The sequence below is a fragment of the Thermus scotoductus DSM 8553 genome (genome assembly GCF_000381045.1).
Classification (GTDB): Bacteria; Deinococcota; Deinococci; order Deinococcales; family Thermaceae; genus Thermus; species Thermus scotoductus.
Map to the genome: position 1 here is coordinate 25,428 of NZ_KB905744.1, position 19,189 is coordinate 44,616.

Below are 19,189 nucleotides of genomic sequence, written 5' to 3' on the forward strand. Positions count from 1 at the left end.
CCATGCTGGAGAAGCTCTGGCCCTTCGGCCGGAACCGGGTGCGCAAGGCCTTTGAGGAAGCGCTAGAGAAGGTTTTCAAGGAGGAGGGCGAAACCCTGGAGCCCCTTTCGGAGCTTGCCGAGCACGAGGACCACTATCTGTTGCGGGTGGAGGTTCCGGGCCTGGGCCCCGAGAACCTGGAGGTGCGCCTCGAGGGGGACCAGCTGGTGGTGGAAGGGGAGAAAAAAGAGGAAAAGCGCACCAAACACCTCTCGGAGATCGTCTACGGGCGCATCTACCGCGCCTACCTCCTCCCCAAGGACGCCAAGAAGGAAGGCATTGAGGCCAAGCTCCACAAGGGCGTGCTGGAGGTGAGGATCCCCCGGGAGAAGCGCCCGCCCGAGCCCCCCGTGAGGATCCCCGTGCAGGAGGGGTAAAGACCCCACCAACCCTTGGCCTTCCGCCTTGGATTGGTTGATTTTTTATCAGGTCTCTTGACAATGCCATTGTCAAGTCTTACCCTGGTGTGAGGAGGTGAGCGGGTATGCTGATGAAAATAGCCGAGTTTGAGAAGCTCTTCCGCCTGGCTGCGGGCCTGGATGTGGACAAGAACGACCTTAAGCGCCTTTCGGACTTTCTCCGCAACAAGGTCTACGACCTGCTGGTGGTAGCCGAGCGTCACGCCAAGTACAACGGCCGGGACATCATCTTTGAGCCGGATGTGCCCATTACCAAGGGGCTTCAGGAAACCCTCAAGGAGTTCCGCGCTATGGACACCACCTTGGAGCTCAAACCCGTTCTGGACACTCTGGCTACCCTTCCCCCTTTGGATCTGGAGATCTCCGAGGACGTGCGCAACCTGCTTCCCGAGATCGCCGGGGCTCTGGTGGTGGCCTACGCCCGGGTGCTGAAGGAGCTGGACCCCATGCTTAAGAACCCGCAAACCGAACACCATGAGCGGGCTGAGCGGGTCTTTAACCTCCTTCTCTGAGGATGAGCCAGGATCTACCCCTTTTTCTCTACCGCCGGGCCACCCGGCTGGTCTTCAATCTGGTGCTGGTGGCCCTTCTTATCGGGCTTTTCGTGGGGGTGGGGCGCACCTTCTTGGAGCTGGGCCTCACCCTGAGCGAGCCCACGGTGCGCCTGGGCCTCAAGGAGCTGATCACCAACGTCCTTAGCCTGGTGATCGTCCTGGAGCTGGTCCGGGTCTTCGTAGATTATTTCGAACTTGAGAGGGTGCGCCTCGAGGTTCTCCTGGAAATCGGCGTGGCCCTGGCCCTGCGGGAACTTCTTCTCCTCCTCTTCGCCGAAAAGCTCTCCGGGCTGGACCTCTTCTTCTGGACCCTGGGCATTTTGGCCCTGGTGGCCGGGCGCACCCTGGCCGTGCAGTTTTCCCCCAGGAGGCAGGCATGAGGGTAGAGGAAGCAATCCTTCCCGGCGTGGGGCGGAAGTACACCATCACGGTGCAAAGCGGCGACCGGATCGTCATCGTGGTCCACCACTCGGGGAAACGGGAACTGCAGTACTTTGAAGCCGGAGGCGAGGGGGATGAACCCGCCATGGCCCTGGACCTGACGGATGAGGAGGCCCGGGAGCTGGGGGCCATTCTGGCGGGGGTGCTCTTCCACCCCGAGGCGGTGGGGGACACCCAAAGCAAGCTTGGGCAGAAGGTCATTGAGTGGATCAAGGTCCTGCCCGGTTCCAAGCTCGCGGGCAGGCGGGTGGGGGAGCTTACCCTGCCCCCCGGAGCCCACCTCCTGGCCGTGGACCGCCCTGGGGCTCCCCTCATCCCTAACCCCAGCCCCGACACCCTTCTGGAAACGGGAGACACCCTGGTGGTGGCGGGAAGCCGCGAGGCCGTGGAAGCCTTGAAAAGGACCCTCTGATGCACCCCTCCGTGGAGGCCTTCGCCTTGGCCGCAGGGCTTTTGGCCCTGGGGGCGGCTTTAGTCCACCGCTTTGGCTTTCCCCCCTTGCCCGTCTACCTCCTCACGGGGTTGCTGGTGGGCCAGCGCCTGCCCGTGCAGGACCTGGAACCCTTACCCTCCCTAGGCCTTCTCCTTCTCCTTTTCTCCGTGGGCCTGGAGTTCGGCCCCGACCGGCTTAAGGGGCTCTCGGGGAAAGCAGTCCAGGCGGGTTTTTACGATGCCTTGGCCCTGCCCCTGGGCTTCCTCCTGGGGCTTTTGGCGGGGCTGGACCTCCGCGGCGCTGCCCTTTTGGCCGGGGCCATCTACGTGAGCTCCAGCGCCGTGATCGTCAAGCTCATCATCGACCTGCGTCGGGTGGCTAACCCCGAAAGCGAGGTGGTTCTGGTCACCCTTGTTCTAGAAGACCTTGTGGTCATCCTCTTACTTGCCCTCCTCGGAGGCCAAGGACCGGAAGGGGTGATAGTAAGCCTTTTGCTAGGCGGAATCTACCTATTTCTAGCCAACCTTTTCGGATACCGACTGGTATCCTTTTTAGAAAGTCTTTCAGACGAACTCGTCCTGCTTTTGGGGGCTGCCTTTACCACTGGAACAGCCCTTCTTTTCCATGCCCTCGGGGTTTCCGAGAGCCTGGGCGCCTTCCTGGCGGGAAGCCTGGCGGCCTCCTTGGGACTTCGCGAGCGGTTTGAGCGGCTCTTCGGTCCCGTGCGGGACCTGGGGGTGGCCCTTTTCTTCCTGGTGGTGGGGGCCAGCGCCCGGGATCTCTTCCAAGGCTTGACCCCGACGCTGGTGGTCTTGGCCCTCCTGGGCCTTTTGGTCAAGCTTCCCCTTAACTTCCTGGGAGGGGCCCGGGCAGGGCTTTCCCGCAAGCGCCGGCTCTATAGCGCCTTCTACCTGGTGCCTCGAGGGGAGTTCAACCTGGTCTTGGGGGCCTTAGCGCAAGCCCAAGGTTACCCCCTGGTGGCCCAAGTGGCGGTGCTTTTGGTGCTCCTATCCGTTCCTTTGGGAGCCTTGCTCATCCGTTTTGCCCCTGAGCTCGGAAGGCTCCTCCTACGGGAAACCCCTAGTCCCCGCCGCCCGGCCCGCTCCTCTTAGCGCCACCTGCTATATACTCCTCCTATGGAAATCTTTTTCCAGCTCTTTTGGCTCTTTTTTATCCTTTCCGTCCTCACCCCTTACCTGCAACAGCAGATGCTCCTGGGGGCGCGGGCCAGGAAGATGGCCGAGCTGGAGCGCAAACGGAAAAGCCGGGTCATCACCCTCATCCACCGCCAGGAAGCCGTAAGCTTCCTGGGCATCCCCATAAGCCGCTTCATCAACATCGACGACTCGGAGCAGGTCCTAAGGGCCATCCGCCTCACCGACAAAAACGTGCCCATAGACCTCATCCTCCACACCCCAGGGGGCCTGGTCCTGGCGGCGGAGCAGATCGCCGAGGCCCTCTTGCGCCACCCCGCCAAGGTCACGGTCTTTGTGCCCCACTACGCCATGTCCGGGGGTACCCTCATCGCCTTGGCCGCCGACGAGATCGTGATGGACGAAAACGCCGTCCTCGGTCCCGTAGACCCCCAGCTTGGGCAGTACCCCGCGGCGAGCATCCTCAAGGTCTTGGAGAAGAAGCCCCTAAGCGAGGTGGACGACCAGACCTTGATCCTTGCGGATGTGGCTGAGAAGGCCCTAAAGCAGGTGAAGGCTACGGTGAAGAACCTCCTCCTTAAGCACATGCCGGAGGAAAAAGCCGAGGAAGTGGCCCATCTCCTTTCCCAGGGCACCTGGACCCATGACTACCCCATTGATGTGGATCAGGCTAGGTCCTTGGGCTTGAACATCTCCACCGAGATGCCCCTCGAGGTCTACGAGCTCATGGACCTCTACCCCCAGGCCCAGGGGGGTAAGCCCAGCGTGCAGTACGTGCCCGTACCCTATCGTCACCAGCAGCCCGGGAGGCCATAGGGTGTTTCCCCTCTACGACATCAACCACGCCCGCAGGCCCGCTTTCGTGGTCAAGGGCCTGGTGTTTCTCAACGCCTTAGCCTTTTTGTGGCAACTTTCCGTGGGCCTGGAGTGGTCTGCCCAGGCCTACGGCTTTATCCCTGCCTTGTTCTTTCAGGACCCTGTGGGCCAAGGCTACCGCCTCCTCACCAGCATGTTCCTCCACGGGAGCTTTTTTCATATTCTTTCCAATATGTGGTTCCTCTGGGTCTTCGGGGACAACGTGGAGGACCGCATGGGCCACGGGCGCTTCCTCCTCTTCTACCTCCTGGGGGGGCTAGCCGCCGCCTTGGCCCAGGGGCTTTTCTCCCTCACCTCCACCATCCCCATGATCGGGGCCAGCGGGGCGGTCTCGGCGGTGCTGGGGGCGTATTACATCCTCTTCCCCAGGGCCTACGTGGTCTCGGTGATCCTCTTCGTCTTCCCCCTCTTCGTCACCTTCCCCGCGGGGTTCTACATCGGGTACTGGGCCTTTCTTCAACTCTTCCAGGGGCTTTTGGGCCTACCCGGGGTGGCCTGGTGGGCCCACCTGGGAGGCTTCCTCTTTGGCCTCCTCCTGGCCCGGCGGTTCCTTCGCCCATAAGCATTCCACCCAACCCCCTAGGTAGGATTCCCAGCCGGACCCAGTACTCCCCTTGCCTCGAGGGCTTTTCCGGAACACCGCCTTAGCTTGGGCCAGGGAGGGGTGGCCTCACTCTTCCTCCCGTCCACGAAGCTCATCCACGTGGGTACCCTGCCACAGGGGCACCCCTAAGCGGTAGGCCGCCCTGCCCAGAAAATGGGCCCCTATGGGCGCGGTGGAAAAAAGGAACACCACCAGCAAAACCGCCTTAAAGGCCACCAGCCCCTCCCCGAAACCCACGGCCACGCCTAAAAGGATCAGACCTAATCCCAGGGTGGCCGCCTTGGTGGAGGCGGACATGCGGATATAGAAGTCCGGGAAGCGCAAAAGACCCAGGGCTGCCACCAAAAAGACCAAGGTTCCTATGAGGAGCAAGAGGTCCGCAAGAAGGCTCATCCGCGGCTCCTTTCCATAAAGCGGGCGAAAGCAATGGTGGCCAAGAAGGAGACCAAAGCCAACACCGTAGCTACATCCACGAAAAAGGATTGTCGGGTAATCAGGGCGTACACCAAGGCCAGGCCCATGAACCCAAAGCCCACCATCTCCAGACCCAACACCCGGTCCGCCAAGGACGGACCCTGAAGGAGACGGTAGAGGGTTAGAGCCAGGGCCAGGGTGAGAAGGAGAAGAGCCAGTTCCTTCACCGGGTCACCTCCAGCACACGTCTTTCAAACTGCTCCTTCAGCTCCACCTTGGCCGCGGAGGGGTCCTCAGCGTACATACTGTGTACGAAAAGAAACTTTCGGTCCCGGGAAACGTATAGGCTCAAGGTCCCAGGGGTAAGGGTGATCATGTTGGCGAAGAGGGCAATCTCCAGGTCGCTTTCGGCATCCAAGGGCACCGCCAAGATGCCCGGCCGCATACGGAAACGGGGGGAGAGGACCTCCCGGATCACCCGCAGGTTGGAAAGCACCACCTGCCAGAGAAAGTAGAGGATTAGCCAAACCGCCCGCCACACCTTCACCGCCCACCTCCCAGGACCGCCTTTATGTAATCCGAGGGGTCTAGAAGCTCCCATGCCGCCCGCTCCGCCAAGGCAAAACCGTAGCCCGCCCCCAGGCCGATAAACACGGTGATAAAGGAAAGCAAAGCGGTACCCACCACCATGGTGCGAGGTACGGAGGCCCGCAGCAAGGCCTCCTGTCTTTCTTGAGGGAGGGGTTTCCAGAAGGCCTCACGCCAGATCTTCATCATGGACATCAAGGTAAAAAGCCCTACCAGGAGCGAAACCCCCACGATAGCATACTCCCCGATTTCCATTCCTCCCACCACCAGGAACAGCTTGGCAAAAAATCCAGAGAAGGGGGGAACCCCCGCCAGGGAAAGCGCGGGGACAACGAAGAGAAGGGCGAGATAGGGCCGAAACCGGTAAAGGCCCCCCAGTTCCTCCAGGTGGAAAGAGCCCAAAAGCCTTTGCGCCAGGCCCGCTACCAGAAAGAGAGCTGCCTTGACGAAGATGTGGTGGACGATGTAGAAGATACCACCCGCGATCCCCAAGGGGGTAAAGAGCCCAAGCCCCATGATCATGTAACCAATCTGGCTGATGATGTGGAAGGAGAGAAGGCGGCGCACCTCCATCTGGGCCAAGGCTCCCAAAACCCCGGTGACCATGGTAAAGCCGGCAATCCAAAGGATAAGGCGGTGCCAAAGCTCAGGCTCCTGATAAAAGAGCACGGTAAAAAGCCGAAAGAGGGCGTAAACCGCCACCTTGGTGGGCAGGGCAGCAAAGAAGGCCGCCACCGGCAAGGGAGGCGTGTGGTAGGAAGCAGGCAGCCAAAAGAAAAGAGGGAAAAGGGCAGCCTTTATAGAGAGGGCCAGGAGGAAAAACCCTGCCACCACACTTGTCCGGGTGGGCTCCACCTGGTCAATGCGGAGGTGGAGGTCCGCCAGATTTAAGCTTCCCGTCAAACCGTAAAGCAGGCCCGCACCCATGAGGTAAAAGAGGGAAGAGAGGAAGTTAAGGGCAAAGTACTTGAAGCCGCCCAAAAGCTGGGCCCGCTCTCCCCCCAGGGTCAGGAGGACGAAGGAGGATAGGAGCATGACCTCGAGCCACACATAGAGGTTGAAAACATCCCCCGTGAGGAAGGCACCCTGTACGCCAAAAAGCATGAACTGGAGAAAGCCAAAATAGCCCAAGGATTTCCGCCCCGGATCTATGCCCCTGAGGGAGTATAGGGTAACAGCAAGCCCTACCAAGGCCGCGGTGAACACCATGAGGGCTGCAAAGGTATCCAAGACCAACACAATGCCAAAGGGGGCCGGCCAGCCACTTAAGGCCGTGGACTGGATACCTTTCACCTGCACGTAACCTAGGAGGAAAACTCCAAGCCCCAACTGGGCCAGGGCTGAGGCCAAAGCCACCCCATCTCCCAAGGGCGAGCGCCGCAGGAAAAAGGAGAGAAGCCCGCCCAAAAGAGGCAGAAGAAGAGGGAGTACCAGCAGGAGGTCCTTCATCGGTCCGTCCCCCGAAGCTCGTCCAAATCATCGGTACCCAGAACCTGGTGTACCCTGTAGGCCAGCACTACGGCAAAAGCCAACACCCCCAGTCCGATGACAATGGCCGTAAGGATCATGGCCTGAGGCAGGGGATCCGCATAGGGAGGCTCCAGAACCTTGGCCCCCAGGGGGATGATTGGGCTATGCCCCCGCACCAGGCCAGGACTCAAAAAGACAACCAGGTTGGCGGCATTGGATAGAAGAGCCAAGCCCAAGAGGAAGCGGGCCAGGCTCCCCTGAAGTACAAGGTAGACTCCAACACCCACCAAAACACCTACCAAGAAGGCTAGGAGGACCATCATTTTCGCACCCCTTCCTCTTCCTGGGCCCAAAGAACCGCCAAAACCGCTCCGACCACCCCCAGATACACCCCCAGGTCAAATAAAAGGGGAGTGCCCAGTTTTTGGCCCAAAATCTCTACCCAAAGACCGGCGAGGAAGGGCAGCCCGTGCCAAAAGGCTGGGAAGCCGGATAAAAGGGCAACCACCACGCCCAAGGCCGCCAGCTCAGGAGGGGCCAGGGGTAAAAGTGCCCGGGCCCGCCCTACCCCGAAAGCCAAGGCATAGACGTGGAAACCAGAAGCGGCCACCAAACCACCAATAAACCCACCCCCGGGAAGGTTGTGACCCCGGTAGAACAAATACAAGGAGAAAAGAAGCATCAGAAGGAGAATCCATCGGGCAAGACCTCTAAGTACGGGGGTTTCCATTCTTCCTCCTGAGGAGAGCGAAGGCTCCAAGCCCCGCCAACACCAGCACCACCACCTCGCCCAAGGTGTCCAGGGCACGGAAGTCCACCAGGATCACGTTGACCACATTGCGCCCAAAGGCACTCACATAGCTTTCCTCTGCAAAAAACTGGGAAACCGGGGGCAGCTTGGCTTGCCCTGAGGTAAGCAGAATCCCCCAGGTTACAGCCATGCCTACGCCTACCCCCAAAAGGGCCTTCCACGGTACCGTCTTCTCCTTAGCAAAGCGAGGCATGGCGGCAAAGACAAAAGCGAAAACCAAGACAGTAAGGGTTTCCACTAAAAGTTGTGTCATGGCCAGGTCGGGGGCCCCGTAGAACAAGTAGATTAAGGCTATGCCATACCCCACCAGTCCTAAGGCCACCACGGCGAAGATAGGAGAACGGCTCCGCGCGGTGTAAAAAGCGGCCACAGCCATGAGCAAGAGAACCAGAGCCTCGTAAGGGCGGACCCCACCAAAAGAGGGCCACTCCACCGGCAAGCGAAGGGCCGGAAGCAACGTAACCAAAAGACCTGCACCGAGTACCGTGGCCGTGTAGAGGCGCACATACCCATGCTGCAAAAGGGTAGTCTGCCACTTGGCCAACCTTTCCAGGCCCAGGATAAGGCGGTCATAGGCTTGGTCGGCCCCCCAAGGAAGGGACAGGCGACGGAGGCTACCCCGAAGGGAAAAAGCCCCTACACCTGCCAACACCGTGGCTAAGGACAGGAAAAGAACCGGGTTGAGCCCACCCCAAAGGTAGACCCGTACGGGAACCTCCCTTCCCGCGACGTCCGCCACCGCAGGGGCCACCAAGAGGCGGCCTACCTCGGAGGCGCCAAGGCCTAAGACCAGACCCGCCAGGCCCAGCACCAGGGGGCCGGACCATAAGGGCCAAGGAGACTCGTGGGGAGAAAGATGGGCGGGCTTTTTGCCAACGAAGGGCTTGACCCCAGCGAGAAGGGCCACTCCTACCAGGAGGAGGCTGGTCAGGAAGGCAGCGACAAGGAGGAGGGTCCCTTCGAGGGCCTTGTAGAGAAACTCCTTAGCCACAAAGCCCATGGTAGGTGGCAGGCCCACCATAGAAGCGGCGGCCAACAACCCCCCCAGGGCAGTCCAGGGCATGGCCCCAGCAAGACCCCCCAGGTTTTCCACTTTTTTCTCCCTCGCCCCATGATCTACCGAACCCGCCACCAGAAAGAGGGCTCCCTTATACAGGGCATGGGCCAAAAGCACCAACACCATGGCCTTTATCGCCCCTTCCGAACCCACCCCCAGGAGAAAGGTGAGGAGCCCCAAGACGCTCACCGTGGAATAGGCCAGCACCCGCTTGATCTCCTGGGAGGTAAGGGCGGAAAAAGCACCGAGGAGCATGGTCACACCCCCAACAGCCGTCAAAAGCCCATGCCAGACCTCTGTACCCCCCAGGACGGGATGGAAGCGGGCAAGAAGGTAAACCCCCGCCTTCACCATGGTGGCGGAGTGCAGGTAGGCGCTCACAGGGGTGGGAGCCTCCATGGCATTGGGCAACCAGAAGTGGAAGGGAAACTGAGCGGATTTAGCAAAGGCTCCAAGGGCCAGGAGGAGGAGAATGGGGAGATAATAAGGGTGCTCCGTGAGATCCTGAGCAAGGAGGGCCTCCAGACTGTAACTCCCCCCGGCCAGGGCCAAAAGAACCAACCCTCCCAAGAGGAAAAGCCCACCAAAAACCGTCACGAAAAGGGCTTGAAGCGCCGCTCTTCTAGCAGAAGGTCTCTCGTGCTCCAAGCCCACCAGGAGGAAGGAGGTGAGGCTGGTGAGTTCCCAGAAGACAAAAAGGGTGATCAGGTCCCCGGCCAACACCAGCCCCAGCATGGACCCCATAAAGGCCAGGATGAATACAAAAAAGCGGTCCTGATAGGGGTGGCTCTCCAGGTAGCTGGCTCCGTAGAGGAGGACAATAGCTCCGATGCCTGAGATCAGCAAGGCAAAGAGCAGGCTGAAGCCATCCAGGTAAAAGGCGAAGGCGATCCCCAGTCCTGGCACCCAGGACCAAGCCTCCCGCACCCGCTCCCCTGCCAAGAGCTCGGGTAAGAAACGCAAAAAGTAAAGGAAAAGGCCAACAGGAAGGAGAAAAAAGAGGTACACCACCCGCTGCCCTAAAGTGCGCATAAGAAAGGGAGCCAAAGCTCCCAACAGGAAAGGGGCTAAGGAAGCGAAAACCACGGCTTCCAATATACCCAAGGGGGTTAAGAAAGGGCAAGTTCAGGGCAAGGTCAGGTACGCGGCGTAAGCGGAAAGGACCTTGGCCAGGTACTCCCGGGGCTCATCCCGCTCCTGGAAGCGAAGGAAGGCGTAAAGACCACCTTCCCGGGCAATGCCCCTCAGGGTGTAGCCAACGCCTCCGTTATAGGCGGTTACGGCGCAGGCCACCTGTTCCAGGCCCCTATAGGCGGCGCACCTATCCATAAGCCAGCGCAGATAGCGGGCGGCGTAGCGGATGCTGGCCTCGGGGTCAAAGGGATCGGCAGGAGGCTCTCCCAGCATCCGGGCCACATCCGCCCAGGTGCTCCTTAGGAACTGGCCCAGGCCCAAGGCCCCCGTGGGGCTTACCGCCAGGGGGTCAAAGCGGCTTTCCACGTGGAGGAGGGCATAAAGCAGGTTGGGGTCTAAGCCCTCCTTCCCGGCATAGCCCTCCACCCATTCCCGGTAGGGGCGGGGGTAGGCCAAGAGGGTGGGCCAGGCGGCCCGGATGCCCTCCCGGTAGGCCCCCAGGCGGTAAAGGAGAGGGACCAGGGCCGGCCATTCCTGGGGCCTTTGCCAAAGGGCGTAGCGCACCACCCCCCGGGCCCAGGCCTCCTTGCCGAAAGCCACCAGGGCCTCCACCAGGGAAGCCTCGGGAGGCGGCGAGGAAGAAGGGGCCGGGGGTGGAGGAAGAGGCTCCTTCCCCAGAAGAAGGCCCAGCCCACCCTGCACCAGGTTCAGGACTTCCCTCCGGGATTCGGCTAAGCCCAGCTCCCCCGCCAGGAAGTAGGCCCGAAGGGCAGCGTCGTCGGCATAAGGGCTACCCCCCCGGCCTAGGTCCAGGTAGAGGGCCAGGGCTTGGCGCACGAGGCCTTGGCGCTCCAGGATTCCCGCGGCCCGCCAGAGGCCTTCTGGGGTGCTTCGCCGGTAGGCCTCCACCGCCTCGAGGGTCCTTCCCATTTCCTCCAGGATCCGCCCCTGGGCGTAGCGGCTTTCCGGGTGGTCATAGCGGGCCAAGGCCTCCAGGGCCTCCTCGAGGTGTTCCCCTGACGGGGAAGCAGCCCTTCGCCCAAGCCGCCACAGGGCGTAACCCAGGCCCAGGTATCCCCTGGGGTCCCGCCTGGCCCACTCCCGGTAAAAGGGCAAAGCCTCCCCATAGCGCCCTAGCCGGAAAAGGGCCTGGGCGCGGAGGTCGGGACGCACCCCTTCGGGAAGGACCTTCAGGAGAGCCTCATAGGCCCTCCCCCGAAAAAGAGCCAGCCAAAGCCTCTCCCCCTCGCCCAAGGACAGGAGGGCCTCCACCGCCTCCCTTTCCGGAAGAAGCCTCTCCCAGGCGGAAAAGGCCCGGGGGTCTTGGGCTTCTAGGAGAAGGCGGGCCGCCTTTCGCCAAGCATCCTTGGCCTCCCAGCCCGGCTCAAAGGCCTTAACCCCCTCCAGGAAGAGGGCATAGCGCCAGGCATACTCCGCCCGTTCTGCCAGGGGCACCTCCTCCCGGTCCACAAGCAACCAGCCCGAAAGCATCCGGGCATACCCTTCACCGCCCAGGGCCACCTGGCGCACCTCCTCCGCCACGCCCCTTTCCAGGCTGGCAAAGGGCTCAGGCAAAGCCTGGCTCCGGCAAGAGGTAAAGGCAATCCAGGAAAGGACCAGAAGCCACCGCACACCCCCACCCTAAGGGAAAAAGGTGAGAAAACCAAAGGCCTTGGCAAGCCAAGGCTTCCCTTAGGTATAGCCCCCTGGCAAAACCCGGGGGGGTGGGCGTAGCCTGGTAAGGCCTATGGGTATGGAAGGCCGTATTCCCCCCCACAACCTCGAGGCGGAACAGAGCGTCCTGGGGGCCATTCTCCTGGATTCCGATGTGCTGGACGAGCTGGAAGGCCTCCTCCCCTCCCCCGAGGCCTTTTACGCGGAGGCCCACCGCAAGATCTACGCCGCCATGCAGACCCTCAGGTCCCAGGGGAAGCCCGTGGACCTGGTGACCCTGGCGGAGGAGCTATCCCGCCGGGGGGAGCTGGAAGCCCTGGGAGGGGTCAGCTACCTGGTCCAGCTTTCCGAGGCCACCCCCACTGCCGCCTACGCGGAGCACTACGCCCGCATCGTGGCGGAGAAATGGACCCTACGAAAGCTCATCCAAGCGGCAGGCGAGGCCATGCGCCTGGCCTACGAGGAGACGGGAAGCCTGGACGAGATCCTGGACACCGCGGGCAAGAAGATCCTCGAGGTGGCCCTCACCCAGACGGAAACCGAGGCCCGCTCCATCCGGGAGCTGGTCCACGAAACCTTTGAGCACATCGAGGCCCTCTTCCAGAACAAGGGGGAGGTCTCCGGGGTCCGCACCGGCTTCAAGGAACTGGACCAGCTCATCGGTACCTTGGCCCCGGGCTCCTTAAACATCATCGCCGCCCGCCCCGCTATGGGAAAGACCGCCTTTGCCCTCACCATCGCCCAGCACGCCGCCTTGAAGGAGGGCATTGGGGTGGGCATCTACTCCCTGGAGATGCCCGCCTCCCAGCTCACCCTGCGCCTCATGTGCTCGGAAGCCCGCATCGACATGAACCGGGTGCGCCTGGGCCAGCTCACGGACCGCGACTTCTCCCGCCTGGTGGACGTGGCGGGAAGGCTTTCCGAAGCCCCCATCTACATCGACGACACCCCAGACCTCACCCTGATGGAGCTCAGGGCCCGGGCCAGGCGGCTTAGAAGCCAGTACGAGGTGGGCCTTCTCATCATCGATTACCTCCAGCTCATGTCCGGCCCCGGGGCGGGCAAGCAGGGGGAGAACCGGCAGCAGGAGATCGCCGCCATCTCCCGCGGGCTTAAGGCCCTCGCCCGGGAGCTCAACGTGCCCGTGATCGCCCTAAGCCAGCTTTCCCGGGCGGTGGAGGCCAGGCCCAACAAGCGCCCCATGCTTTCGGACTTGCGAGAGTCGGGTTGCTTGGCTGGAGACACCTTAGTCCAGCTGGCCGATGGCTCAAGAAAACCCATACGCGAACTGGTAGGCAGGTCCGGGTTTCACGTTTTGGCCCTTAACGAAGCCACCATGAAGCTGGAAGCAGCCATGGTAAGCCGGGCCTTTGCCACAGGGGTAAAACCGGTCTTCGCCCTCACCACGCAACTGGGACGCCAAATCCGCGCCACCGCCAACCACAAGTTCCTAACCTCAAAGGGATGGAAGCGCCTGGATGAGCTTCGGCCTGGGGATTGGGTAGCCTTACCTCGGAGGCTAGATGTGGCCACCCAACAAACCCTTGGGGACGAGGAACTCGCCCTTCTCGGGCACCTCATCGGGGATGGTTGTGCCCTACCCCGTCACACTCTGCAGCAGGCATCAGGGCTTTCCCAGCGGGAACTCTACCGCGCCGTGGGCATGGCCTACGCAGGCAGCACGCTCTTTAGGCAAAACCTAAGCCGGGACCGGGCCGTGCGAATGGCCCACGCTGTGAAATCGGTGGCCTTAAGCCAGATGGCTACCAGCGATGTTTACTGGGACAAGGTAGCCTCCATCCAGCCAGACGGAATAGAGGAAGTATTTGACCTCACTGTCCCTGGCTTACACAACTTCATTGCCAACAACATCATCGTCCACAACTCCATCGAGCAGGATGCGGACCTCGTGATGTTCATCTACCGGGACGAGTACTATAACCCCCACTCGGAAAAGGCGGGGATCGCCGAGATCATCGTGGGCAAACAGCGAAACGGCCCCACGGGCACGGTGGAACTTCAGTTCCACGCCGCCCACGTGCGCTTCAACGACCTGGCCCGGGAGCCCTAGGAGTGGCCCGCCTGCAAAAGGGTAGCCGCCCCTTGGGCCAAGGCCTCCTTCAGGTCCCGGTGGCCCAGGGAAAGGCCCAAGGCAAGGGCCTCGAGGTAGCTTTCCTCAATAAGGGCAATCTCTATGGCGATGATCTTCTCAAAAGCCTCCACCGCGCTGTAGACCTCCGGGCCACGGAGGGCGGTGCGCAGGTGCTCGAGGGAGAGTTCCTGCACGATGCCTATGGCCGGAACCATAGCCCTGGGGCCGATGCCAAACCGGGCGTGCACCAGGCCAATCCGCCTGCGGCCTTCCGCATAGGCCCGGTCGTAGGTGCCCCCGAAGAGCTCGGCATACCAGCGGGCAAAGGTGCCATAAAGCCGCTCCACCCTTCCGGGCACCGCGTGGAGGATCTCCGCCAGCTCCGGGTCCCGGCCCAGGTAGTCGTAAAAGGCCAGGGCCACCTCGGGGGCCAGGGGAATCATAAGGGCCCCCAGTTCGCGGAGCATGGCCGCATGTTCCTCGGTAAAGCCAGTGCGCCGCTTGAGAAGGTCCAGAAGGGCCCCGGGGTCCACGGGACAAATGTACCTTTCCCCACCCCCCTTCGTCTAGGGCAAAGACCCCAGGGGATAAGGCTCCCCTGGGGGGCAACCCAGCCGGATCATCAGAGTAGAGATTACTCCGTGCTCACCCCCTGCTCCACCTGCTGGTTCACGGGCTCCACCATGCGGAAGTGCTGGGCAGGATCCTCCAGAAGCTTCTCCAGGCGGGCCGCCTTCTCCTCCCGCTTGGCCTCCTTGAGGACCCGGATGTAGGCGGAAAGAAGCTCCCGCACATCCTCTATCCCCCTCAGGTCCAGGGGCTTCACCGCCACCTTGGCCCCCTTGGCCAGGCGGCGCTTCATGGCCTCCTCCGTGAGGCCCATCTCTGGCCAGTGGCGGAGGTAGACCCGCCCCCCAGTCATGCCCGAGCAGATCCAGGGCCCGGGGTCCCCCAGGACCAAGGCCCGCCCCCGGGTCATGTACTCAAAGGCAAACCCCTTGGCCTGGGCCCGGGCCGCCAGGTTGCCGAGCTCGTCCCTCAGGGGCCTTTCCGGCTCCCCGCCCAGGATGACATCCGCCCCGGAAAGCCGGATGCAGAAGCGGCTATCTGCCACCCCCTCCACGATGAGGAGGCCCCCTATGGCCCCGTAGGCGAAGCTCTTGCCCACGGAGCCATCCACATAGGCCCCGTAGGGGTTCCGGCCCTTGAGGATGGCCACGGTGCCCCCAAAGGCGCTCTTGGCCACCCCGTCCTGGGCCCCTCCTTCCACCACCACCTTCATGCCCTCGAGGTTAAAGGCCGCCAGGCCATTCCCGGCCACGCTTCCCGCGTCAAAGCGGAGCTCCACCTCGGCGTCAAATCCCTTGCCGTAAAGGCGCCTTCTTGCAATCTCCCCCGCCAGGTGAGCCCCAAGAGCCCGGTCGGTGGAGTTCACCGGGCCCTCCTGGAAGACCAGCTTGCGGCTTCCCTCCCCATAAGCCCCCATCACCACCTCAGTGATGGTGCGGGTGAGCTGGTTCAGGGGCTTCCTGAGCACATGGGCCGAGGTGTCCTTAAGCCACTCGGGCTCCTCCACGGGCAGGAAGAAGTAGGAAAGGTCCAGCTCCTCCAGGTGGTCCCGCTGGTAGAGGAGGTCCACCCGGCCCCTCAGCTCCCTAAGGGAGCGAGCCCCCAAGGCGGCCACCAGCTCCCTTAGGGCCTCCCCCTTGGCCTCAAAGAAACGGGTGAGGTGCTCCACCGCCCGGTCCAGGTCCTGGGGCACGAAGCGCTTTAGCCCGTGGGCCAAAGCCTCCTCCACCGTCTCGATCTGGGTGGTGATGCCCACGTGGCAGGTATCCAACTGGCATCCCCGGCAGATGGTGCAGCCGATGGCCACCATGGCCATGGTGGCCATGCCCACCCGGTCCGCTCCCAGAAGGACCATGCGGAGCACATCGTAGGCGGTCTTAAGGCCACCATCCGCCCAGATCTCCACCCGGTCGCGAAGCCCGGCCCGCACCAAGGCCCGGTGGGCCCGCCGCACCCCGATCTCCACGGGAAGCCCCGCATACTTGAGGGCATGGAGCCTGGCCGCCCCCGTCCCCCCCTCAAACCCCGAGAGGGTGATGACATCCGCCCCTGCCTTGGCGATCCCCACGGCGATGGTGCCGATCCCGGGGATGACGGGTACCTTCACGGAAACCAGGGCCTTGGGGTTTACCGTCTTCAGTTCCTCAATGAGCTGGGCCAGGTCCTCGATGGAGTAAAGGTCGTGGTTGTTGGAAGGGCTGATGAGGTCCACCCCGGGCACAGCGTTGCGGGCGGCGGCCACCTTGGGGGAAACCTTCTTCCCCGGCAGGTGCCCTCCCTCCCCCGGCTTGGCCCCCTGGCCGATCTTGATCTCGATGACCGTGGCAGAGTTCAGCATGTAGGCGTGGACGCCGAAGCGGCCCGAGGCCACCTGCTGGCCGCGCCAGTGGGTGTACTTGCCCAGCATGTCGGGGATCTCCCCACCCTCCCCGTTGATGCAGAGCATGTTGAGGCGCTTGGCCGCCTCCACATAGGCGCGGAAGGAGGCCTCCCCTTGGGAACCGAAGCTCATGGCGCTGATCAGGAAGGGCAAGGAGTGGCCCCCCACGGAGAGGTCCACCTCCTCGGGGGAGACCTCGCTCCTTTCGGGGAAGCGCACCTCCAAGAGTTGCCTAGCCGCCACCGGGCTTTCCCGCTCCAGGGAGCGGACCTTTTCCTGGAAGTGGCTATAAGGGGCCTGGCCGCTTGCCACCTCCTGGGCCGCCTTGTAGATCCTGGGGTTGAAGCGGAAGTCCTTGGCGGGCATGACCTTTTCCGCTCTCAGGAAGCCCTCCCGCTCCAAAAGGGTGCGCTCCAGCTCCAAAAAGCCGTATCCTCCGGTCTCCGAACCCAGGAAGTTCCGGGTGCCGAAGTAGTTGGCCAGCTCCGGCTTGAGCCCGATGGCGCTGAAGATCTTCCCGTAGCCCCGAAGCTCGTGGATGCCCATGGTGGAGGTGACCTTTTCCAAACCCTTGCGCAGGGCCTCGAGGACACCCGCCACCCCCTTCCTCCCCTCCAGGGCCCGGGCCTTCTCCTCGAGGAGCCATGGAGCCACCGCCTCCGCCCCCAGGCCCAGGAGGAAGGCCACGTCGTGAAGGTTCCTCACCCCTCCGGAGTGCACCAGGATGGAGGTACGCCGCCTCAGGGCGACTCCCTCGGCATCCCGCTTCATGAGGGCCCGGTTCACCGCCGCCACCGCCAGGCCGATATCGATCCAGATCCCACCCTGGAAGGCCTCCCGGTCGGAGAGGATGAGGACCTCGGCCCCTTCCTCCACCGCCTTAACCGCCTCCTCCTCCAGGCGCTTAAGCCCAAGAAGAAGCCCCTCCTCCACACCGAACTTGGGCACGAGGGTGGCGGTCTTGAAGCGGGATTTCACCTCAGCCAGGGTCAGGGTGCCGAAGCTTTCCGCAAGGCCCTGGTCCTCCTCCAAGACGATGGGCAAAAGAAGCTCCTCCACCCTTCCCCCACCCCGTCCGTCGGGAAGAGGGCGCCGGCCCAGGAGGGTGCGGGTGGAGAAGTGTTCGATCTCCCGCTCCCGGTCGATGGCCGGGTTGGTCACCACCGCCACGGTCTCCTTGAAGAACTCGGAAAGGTTGGGCTTCTCCGGGTTCAAGGCGGCCAGGGGACCGTCGTAGCCCAGAGAGCCGATGGGTTCGTTGCCCGTCTTGGCCAGGGCCTCGAGGTAAGCTCCATCCCACCGGTCCCAGCCGAAGGCCCGCTCCAAGCCCAACGGGGGCGGGGCCGGCTTCTCCTCCACCTGGGGCTCGCTCCCCCCGGCCACGGGGGGCGGAGCCTGGCGGATGGGCCCCGAAAGGTGGACCCGGTACCCTGCTACCGGGGTGCGGGCGGCGATCCGCTCCAGCACCAGGCGCTGGTGGCGGTCAAAGGGAAGGACCCGGGGGCCCTCCGGGGTCAGGCGCAGGTAAACCTTTTCCCCGGGAGCCAGGGGCTTGGGTTCGCCCACAAACTCCTCGGCGTTGAAAACCCCCCTTTCGGAGGAGAAGACGATCTCGTAAGGCGTTTCGAACTGCCAGAGGGGCCTCAAGCCCATGGCGTCGGTGGCGAAGACCGCCTCGTCCCGGTGGCGGCTCACGATGGCGGCAGGCCCCTGGGCCAGGGGGCCAAAGCGCTGGCGCAGGGCCAGGTACAGGTCCTGAAGCTCAGGGGCGAGCCCCTTCACCTCCCCCAGCACAGGGGGGAAGACCAGGTCCATGGCCTCGGGCAGGGAAAGCCCGTAGCGGTAGATGAGCCCCTCCAGCATGCGGTTCAGGTCCTGGGAGTCCGAGCCCCCGGTGCGGGGGATGCCCAGGTAATCCAGCTCCCGCCTGAGGCGCTCGATGGTATTGATCTCCCCGTTGTGGCCCAGAAGGCCAAAGGGCTGGACCTGCTCGAAGGTGGAGAGGGTGTTGGTGGAGTAGCGGTTGTGGCCCAGGGCGATGGTGCTCTTGAACTCAGGCCGGGAAAGCTCGGGGTAGTAGCGCTTCAAAAGCTCCGCTGCCCCCCGCACCTTGTAGACCACGCTGTAGGTGGAAAGGGAAACCACGTGGACGGGGAAGCTGGCCTCGAGCCTCAGGCCCAGCTCCCACAGGGGACCGTCCCCATCGGGGCTAAGCCCCGCCACCTGGAGGAAGATGGGCTCCGTGCGACGGCCCACGGGGCCCAGAACCTCGCTCACCACCTCCCCGCGGCGGAAGAGGACCGGGCGCACCCCAAGGGGCTGGCCCTCCCGCCTCAGGAGCTCGTAGAACTCCTCGAGGCGCCCCGCCTCGGTTTTGGGCAGGAAAAAGTGCCCCACGAAGAAGCGGGGGTTAAAGGCCAGCTCCGGCTCCAGTCCCGCCCCCTCCAGGAAGCGGGCCCATAGCTCCCGGGGGATATCGGTCTGGATGCCTGTCCCATCCCCTTCTCCCCGGATGGCCCCTGCCCGGTGGGCCATGCGGTAAAGGCTTTCCAGGGTCCTCCGCACGATGCGGTGGGAGGGCTTGCCGCTTTTCTCCGCCATGGCGATGATGCCGCAGGCATCCTGGCCTAAGGGGATATCCGGGTAGGCTTCCTTCCAGGTCATCTTGGGGCTCCTTCTTTACGCTTGGGGTTTGGTGTAGGCAAAGGTATGCACGTCGTTCTTGGGATTATACACCCCCCTGGGGGTAGGGTCAAGGCGTTTGTTCCAACAGGGCTTTACCCAAAACTCCTTCCTCGCCCTCCCTTAGCCTGCTTCAAGAGTTCTTGGGTGACTTCATAGTTGAGCAGGCGAACCAGGCCCCTCAGGAGCAGGTACGGACCATCCCTCTCGCTGGGCAGCCCCAGCTTGCCCCCGAGCTGCAAAAGAAACCCCTTGAACGGATCCCCCAACCGCTCAACTTCCCAAAGGAACACCGCCA

General features: G+C 62.9%; 19 protein-coding genes. 8 read left to right on the forward strand and 11 right to left on the reverse strand.

Annotated features, from left to right (window positions below; genetic code table 11):
- The first annotated feature begins 2 nt into the window (after window positions 1-2).
- The 7 genes from F604_RS0106890 (at window position 3) to F604_RS0106920 (ending at window position 4,478) form a co-directional block, all read left to right on the forward strand.
- Window positions 3-416: an Hsp20/alpha crystallin family protein gene (locus F604_RS0106890; protein ID WP_019551005.1), complete on the forward strand. Its 414-nt coding sequence runs from the start codon at window positions 3-5 to the stop codon at window positions 414-416.
- Between the two features lie 107 nt (window positions 417-523).
- Complete coding sequence (locus F604_RS0106895; RefSeq protein ID WP_019551006.1) at window positions 524-970, forward strand: DUF1931 family protein; 447 nt, start codon at window positions 524-526, stop codon at window positions 968-970.
- A 2-nt stretch (window positions 971-972) separates the two neighbouring features.
- Window positions 973-1,392, forward strand: a complete 420-nt coding sequence (locus F604_RS0106900; protein ID WP_019551007.1) for a phosphate-starvation-inducible PsiE family protein — start codon at window positions 973-975, stop codon at window positions 1,390-1,392.
- Window positions 1,389-1,865 (forward strand): cation:proton antiporter regulatory subunit, encoded by a 477-nt coding sequence (locus tag F604_RS0106905; RefSeq protein ID WP_019551008.1) that lies wholly within the window; start codon window positions 1,389-1,391, stop codon window positions 1,863-1,865. Before F604_RS0106900 ends, F604_RS0106905 begins: the two co-directional genes overlap by 4 nt.
- Window positions 1,865-2,998 carry a cation:proton antiporter gene (locus F604_RS0106910; RefSeq protein ID WP_019551009.1) on the forward strand — a complete coding sequence of 378 codons (1,134 nt, stop codon included), beginning with the start codon at window positions 1,865-1,867 and terminating at the stop codon, window positions 2,996-2,998. The genes F604_RS0106905 and F604_RS0106910 overlap by 1 nt, the downstream gene beginning before the upstream one ends.
- Window positions 2,999-3,022: 24 nt before the next feature.
- Complete coding sequence (locus F604_RS0106915; protein ID WP_019551010.1) at window positions 3,023-3,856, forward strand: SDH family Clp fold serine proteinase; 834 nt, start codon at window positions 3,023-3,025, stop codon at window positions 3,854-3,856.
- Window position 3,857: 1 nt separating this feature from the next.
- The gene (locus F604_RS0106920) at window positions 3,858-4,478 is read left to right on the forward strand and encodes a rhomboid family intramembrane serine protease (protein WP_019551011.1); all 621 of its coding nucleotides are present in this window, start codon (window positions 3,858-3,860) and stop codon (window positions 4,476-4,478) included.
- A gap of 108 nt (window positions 4,479-4,586) precedes the next feature.
- Here F604_RS0106920 and mnhG read toward each other — a convergent pair whose 3' ends face one another.
- The 8 genes from mnhG to F604_RS0106960 all read right to left on the reverse strand — a co-directional run bounded on the left by mnhG (window position 4,587) and on the right by F604_RS0106960 (window position 11,626).
- The gene (mnhG, locus tag F604_RS0106925; RefSeq protein ID WP_019551012.1) at window positions 4,587-4,913 is read right to left on the reverse strand and encodes a monovalent cation/H(+) antiporter subunit G; all 327 of its coding nucleotides are present in this window, start codon (window positions 4,911-4,913) and stop codon (window positions 4,587-4,589) included.
- On the reverse strand, window positions 4,910-5,161 hold the full coding sequence (locus F604_RS0106930) for an MrpF/PhaF family protein (protein WP_019551013.1): 252 nt from the start codon (window positions 5,159-5,161) through the stop codon (window positions 4,910-4,912). The genes mnhG and F604_RS0106930 overlap by 4 nt, the downstream gene beginning before the upstream one ends.
- Window positions 5,158-5,481, reverse strand: a complete 324-nt coding sequence (locus F604_RS0106935; RefSeq protein ID WP_019551014.1) for a Na+/H+ antiporter subunit E — start codon at window positions 5,479-5,481, stop codon at window positions 5,158-5,160. Before F604_RS0106935 ends, F604_RS0106930 begins: the two co-directional genes overlap by 4 nt.
- On the reverse strand, window positions 5,478-6,971 hold the full coding sequence (locus tag F604_RS0106940; protein WP_019551015.1) for a proton-conducting transporter transmembrane domain-containing protein: 1,494 nt from the start codon (window positions 6,969-6,971) through the stop codon (window positions 5,478-5,480). Before F604_RS0106940 ends, F604_RS0106935 begins: the two co-directional genes overlap by 4 nt.
- Window positions 6,968-7,315 (reverse strand): NADH-quinone oxidoreductase subunit K, encoded by a 348-nt coding sequence (locus tag F604_RS0106945; protein WP_019551016.1) that lies wholly within the window; start codon window positions 7,313-7,315, stop codon window positions 6,968-6,970. Before F604_RS0106945 ends, F604_RS0106940 begins: the two co-directional genes overlap by 4 nt.
- A complete protein-coding gene (locus F604_RS0106950; protein ID WP_026329043.1) occupies window positions 7,312-7,722 on the reverse strand; it encodes an MnhB domain-containing protein in 411 nt (136 codons plus the stop codon). The genes F604_RS0106945 and F604_RS0106950 overlap by 4 nt, the downstream gene beginning before the upstream one ends.
- The gene (gene mbhE / locus F604_RS0106955; RefSeq protein ID WP_155984161.1) at window positions 7,703-9,892 is read right to left on the reverse strand and encodes a hydrogen gas-evolving membrane-bound hydrogenase subunit E; all 2,190 of its coding nucleotides are present in this window, start codon (window positions 9,890-9,892) and stop codon (window positions 7,703-7,705) included. The genes F604_RS0106950 and mbhE overlap by 20 nt, the downstream gene beginning before the upstream one ends.
- A gap of 93 nt (window positions 9,893-9,985) precedes the next feature.
- Complete coding sequence (locus F604_RS0106960) at window positions 9,986-11,626, reverse strand: transglycosylase SLT domain-containing protein (RefSeq protein ID WP_019551019.1); 1,641 nt, start codon at window positions 11,624-11,626, stop codon at window positions 9,986-9,988.
- A gap of 121 nt (window positions 11,627-11,747) precedes the next feature.
- On the opposite strand from F604_RS0106960, the gene dnaB reads away from it, so the two are divergent.
- Complete coding sequence (gene dnaB, locus F604_RS0106965) at window positions 11,748-13,739, forward strand: replicative DNA helicase (protein ID WP_026329044.1); 1,992 nt, start codon at window positions 11,748-11,750, stop codon at window positions 13,737-13,739.
- Here dnaB and F604_RS0106970 read toward each other — a convergent pair.
- From F604_RS0106970 to F604_RS13110, 3 genes are all read right to left on the reverse strand, one after another.
- Window positions 13,736-14,293 (reverse strand): protoglobin domain-containing protein, encoded by a 558-nt coding sequence (locus F604_RS0106970; protein WP_019551021.1) that lies wholly within the window; start codon window positions 14,291-14,293, stop codon window positions 13,736-13,738. The two genes, dnaB and F604_RS0106970, sit on opposite strands and share 4 nt — an antisense overlap.
- Before the next feature lie 101 nt (window positions 14,294-14,394).
- Window positions 14,395-18,873 (reverse strand): glutamate synthase-related protein, encoded by a 4,479-nt coding sequence (locus F604_RS0106975; protein ID WP_019551022.1) that lies wholly within the window; start codon window positions 18,871-18,873, stop codon window positions 14,395-14,397.
- A 113-nt stretch (window positions 18,874-18,986) separates the two neighbouring features.
- Window positions 18,987-19,189, reverse strand: a 203-nt coding sequence (locus F604_RS13110; protein ID WP_019550792.1) for a hypothetical protein, incomplete at its 5' end; no start/stop codon positions are given.

Excerpts from the sequence above, each read along its gene's own strand:
- F604_RS0106895 (WP_019551006.1), top strand. The coding sequence starts at position 524 with ATGCTGATGAAAATAGCCGAGTTTGAGAAGCTCTTCCGCCTGGCTGCG.
- F604_RS0106890 (WP_019551005.1), top strand. The coding sequence starts at position 3 with ATGCTGGAGAAGCTCTGGCCCTTCGGCCGGAACCGGGTGCGCAAGGCC.
- F604_RS0106915 (WP_019551010.1), top strand. The coding sequence starts at position 3,023 with ATGGAAATCTTTTTCCAGCTCTTTTGGCTCTTTTTTATCCTTTCCGTC.
- mnhG (WP_019551012.1), bottom strand. The coding sequence starts at position 4,913 with ATGAGCCTTCTTGCGGACCTCTTGCTCCTCATAGGAACCTTGGTCTTT.
- F604_RS0106950 (WP_026329043.1), bottom strand. The coding sequence starts at position 7,722 with ATGGAAACCCCCGTACTTAGAGGTCTTGCCCGATGGATTCTCCTTCTG.
- F604_RS0106945 (WP_019551016.1), bottom strand. The coding sequence starts at position 7,315 with ATGATGGTCCTCCTAGCCTTCTTGGTAGGTGTTTTGGTGGGTGTTGGA.
- F604_RS0106975 (WP_019551022.1), bottom strand. The coding sequence starts at position 18,873 with ATGACCTGGAAGGAAGCCTACCCGGATATCCCCTTAGGCCAGGATGCC.
- mbhE (WP_155984161.1), bottom strand. The coding sequence starts at position 9,892 with ATGCGCACTTTAGGGCAGCGGGTGGTGTACCTCTTTTTTCTCCTTCCT.
- F604_RS0106910 (WP_019551009.1), top strand. The coding sequence starts at position 1,865 with ATGCACCCCTCCGTGGAGGCCTTCGCCTTGGCCGCAGGGCTTTTGGCC.
- F604_RS0106905 (WP_019551008.1), top strand. The coding sequence starts at position 1,389 with ATGAGGGTAGAGGAAGCAATCCTTCCCGGCGTGGGGCGGAAGTACACC.
- dnaB (WP_026329044.1), top strand. The coding sequence starts at position 11,748 with ATGGAAGGCCGTATTCCCCCCCACAACCTCGAGGCGGAACAGAGCGTC.
- F604_RS0106900 (WP_019551007.1), top strand. The coding sequence starts at position 973 with ATGAGCCAGGATCTACCCCTTTTTCTCTACCGCCGGGCCACCCGGCTG.
- F604_RS0106940 (WP_019551015.1), bottom strand. The coding sequence starts at position 6,971 with ATGAAGGACCTCCTGCTGGTACTCCCTCTTCTTCTGCCTCTTTTGGGC.